Below are 3098 nucleotides of genomic sequence, written 5' to 3'. Positions count from 1 at the left end.
TGCTGATTGCTGTGCCCCTGGCCGCCCAGTTGGCCACACTGCCTCTGGTGGTGCTGTATTTTAACCTGGTGTCGCTGGTTTCCGTACTGGCCAATTTGCTAACCGCCTACCTGGTAGCCCTTATCATGCTGTTTAGCGGGATTTCCCTGCCGGTTGGAGTAATCTTCCTCCCCCTGGCCGGCTTTATCAATGCTAGCACAGGACTGCTTACGGACCTGTTCCTCTGGCTGGTGCAGTTCTGCAGCGCTCTCCCCGGGGCGGCACGGTACATCCCGGCTCCACCCCTGTGGCTGGTATTCCTTTATTACCTCCTGCTGGTGGGTGTTTTTGAACTGCTGCGGCGCCCCCGGTGGCAGGATAAGTTAAAACACATCCTGGGGGACGCCGTTGTAAAAGGGCGCAGCCATAGAATAGGCCTCGGCTGTTTGGTGTTCCTCCTGCTGACTGTTGCCTGGTTGGCCTGGCCAATCAATAACAGGCTGGAGCTGCATTTTATCGATGTGGGCCAGGGAGACAGTACCCTCATCGTTACACCCAATCAAGGCACGGTTCTGGTGGACGCCGGTGGCTGGCGGGATGAGCTGCTCACCGGCAGGGGAGCGGGAAACCAGGTGGTGGTGCCCTACTTGCACAGGCTGGGGATTAATCACCTGGATGTATTGATCATCACCCACCCGCATGCGGACCACGCCGGTGGAGCCCGGGCGGTGATCAAATCCATGCCGGTGGACATGGTGGTGGTGTCGCCCTACGGATTGCAGGAGGAAGATCAGGTGGATGAAGGGTACGAGGTCTTATTGAATGAAATCCGACAGCAGGGGATTCTGCTACGTGCAGCCAGGTCCGGGGACCGGTTGAAGATTGATTCCCTGGTAGCCATGAAATTTTTATCCCCGGCAGAAACCTACTCCGGCACCCGGTCGGACGCCAATAACAACAGTCTGGTGCTTTTATTAAATTACCAGGCCGAACGGCGCTGTTCACCGGAGACATTGAGACAGAGGCAGAGGAGGACTTGCTCCAAAGGGATCAAATCCCCGGAGCAGAAATTCTTAAAGTACCTCACCACGGCAGCGGGTATTTTCATCCCGACTTCTTCATCCGGGTAAGCCCTGAGATTGCGGTCATCTCCGCAGGGGCCAACAACCGTTTCGGCCACCCTTCCCCTAAGACTTTGGAAGCCCTCCAGGAGTTCAACAGCAAAATCTACCGGACGGACCGGCAGGGGGCGGTGATTTTAACCACAGAGGGTGTCAAGTGGAAGATTAAAACCGGTAAATAAAAAAGGAAATACTAACCACGCAGATTTCCTTTGTTTTAGCTTTCAAAGGCGGAGCGGGGGCGTTTGTCTAGTTATGGTTTATAAGCCCTGGTATTCTTTTATGATCCCGTTATGCAGTTCATATACCGAACCACTGATGGGATAGGGGTTATTGATAAAACTACTGTGTCCAATCATAAAAGCCTGCCTTAGCACAGCCTGGTCAGCGGGGGAGAAAAGCATGACCACATCCCGGTTTGGCACCATGGTCAGGACCCGTTGCTTGGGGGACAATCCCTGTTTTGCGGGTGTCAAAAGCAATGCAAGTAACCGGCTGGAGTCATAGGTATCACCATAGTTAAAGCCATAAATCTTCCTGCTTTCATCAAAAACTTGCAGAGGTTTTACCAGGTCGCGGAAGAAATTACGCAGCGCAATCCGGTATATTTTTTCCATACTAAAACCCAACTGCTTCACTGTCTGCTGGTCCAGGAAAAAGATTCTCATCCCTTCATCAAGGACGTAAGCCATAGACAGTTCACCAATTAAAGGGTCGGTAACAATTCCTTTGGCGTCCTGGGGTCCCACCAGCAGGGGATACAGCCTGTGGAGGTTCTCCTTTACATCAAGATGACTGATGCCTCTTTCCCGCCGGAGATCTTTAATAAAGGGCGCCAGGACCTTTGCGATGTATCTGGGCCGCACAGGGGCACGCTGCCGGCAGTATCCCCTGTAGAAATTTTCCAAGGATAAATCAATCCAGTATTCTCCTTTTTTCATTCGAATGGCAAAATAATCTAAATTATAAATTAAAGACTTGGGTACAGCATCCAAAATATATTCAGAAACCGTTTTGCGAAAGGTTTGCCGGTCCATCAAGCTTGTTCAGACCCCCTATCCTAACAGGTACATGCAATGAAGCGGTTTGTGAACTGTATGTTACTGTAATATAATAACTTTAGTAGAAATATATGCGAGAGAATTCCAAGAGAGGTGGTTTTTAAGATGGCGTTGGTGGAAGTCACGGTCATTCCCCTGGGCACCGGCAGCACCAGTTTAAGCAGTTTTGTGGCCGGCTGTGTGAGGGTTTTGGAACAGGCGGAGGATGTTAAATACCAATTGACCCCCATGGGAACAGTTCTTGAAGGGGATCTGCCCAGGCTCATGGAACTGGTCCGCCAAATGCATGAGCAGCCTTTTTTGGCAGGGGCCACAAGGGTCAGCACCACCATCCGCATTGATGACCGGAGAGACAAGGAAGGCACCATGCAAGGAAAGGTTGCTTCGGTAGAAACAAAATTAATCACACCGGGTGGCACGGACTAAATGGAATATTACAAAGGACTGATGAACAGCCTGGCCAGGGGACAGGTGTCCCCGGTCTACTTATTTTACGGGGAAGAAGAATACCTGAAAGAAAAGATCGTTGAGAAATTCAAGGAAGTGCTGCTTCCCCAGGCGGCGGATTTTAACCTGGATGTTGTGGACGGTGAAGAAACGGAACCGTTTACTGTGGTGTCCCTGGCTGAAAATCTGCCTTTATGGCGGAACGGAGACTGGTTATTGTCAAAAATACCCCCTGGTTTTCGGCAAAGGGTAAAGCCAGGGACGGCGGGGAGCGGGCAGAAGAGGATCATAAAACAGGGGGAAAAGAAGCACCCCTGTTGGATTACCTGAGCAACCCTTCACCCAGCACCTGCCTGGTGTTCATGACCGGGGACGCTGTGGACCGTCGAAAGAAACTTTTTAAAGCCGTTGGGTCCGCGGGACAAGCCATTGAATTTAAAGCCTTGAAACCGGCGGAAATGGTTTCCTGGTTGGCCCAGAAGATAAAAGC

At 51.4% G+C, this 3098-nt stretch carries 5 protein-coding genes and 1 pseudogene; 5 read left to right on the top strand and 1 reads right to left on the bottom strand.

Annotated elements, in window-relative coordinates:
* Together P378_RS16070 and P378_RS22300 are read left to right on the top strand one after the other, a co-directional pair.
* Positions 1-1109: ComEC/Rec2 family competence protein (locus P378_RS16070; RefSeq protein ID WP_238473336.1), on the top strand; the 1109-nt coding region annotated here is incomplete at its 5' end.
* Positions 1016-1282, top strand: a complete 267-nt coding sequence (locus P378_RS22300) for a ComEC/Rec2 family competence protein (RefSeq protein WP_238472669.1) — start codon at positions 1016-1018, stop codon at positions 1280-1282. The genes P378_RS16070 and P378_RS22300, both read left to right, overlap by 94 nt.
* Positions 1283-1360: 78 nt before the next feature.
* On the opposite strand, the gene P378_RS16065 is transcribed toward P378_RS22300, so the two are convergent.
* Positions 1361-2137 (bottom strand): DUF1444 family protein, encoded by a 777-nt coding sequence (locus P378_RS16065; RefSeq protein ID WP_099083951.1) that lies wholly within the window; start codon positions 2135-2137, stop codon positions 1361-1363.
* 129 nt (positions 2138-2266) lie between these two features.
* On the opposite strand from P378_RS16065, the gene P378_RS16060 reads away from it, so the two are divergent.
* From P378_RS16060 to P378_RS22295, 3 genes and pseudogenes are all read left to right on the top strand, one after another.
* Complete coding sequence (locus tag P378_RS16060) at positions 2267-2587, top strand: MTH1187 family thiamine-binding protein (RefSeq protein WP_099083950.1); 321 nt, start codon at positions 2267-2269, stop codon at positions 2585-2587.
* Positions 2588-2938: a hypothetical protein gene (locus P378_RS16055; RefSeq protein WP_238473337.1), complete on the top strand. Its 351-nt coding sequence runs from the start codon at positions 2588-2590 to the stop codon at positions 2936-2938.
* A pseudogene (locus P378_RS22295) lies at positions 2824-3098 on the top strand (DNA polymerase III subunit delta); the annotation flags it as partial. The gene P378_RS16055 and the pseudogene P378_RS22295, both read left to right, overlap by 115 nt.

It is taken from the genome of Desulforamulus profundi (assembly GCF_002607855.1).
The sequence above is the reverse complement of the archived record's forward strand: the minus strand, read 5'-3'. Positions and strand labels throughout refer to the sequence as shown.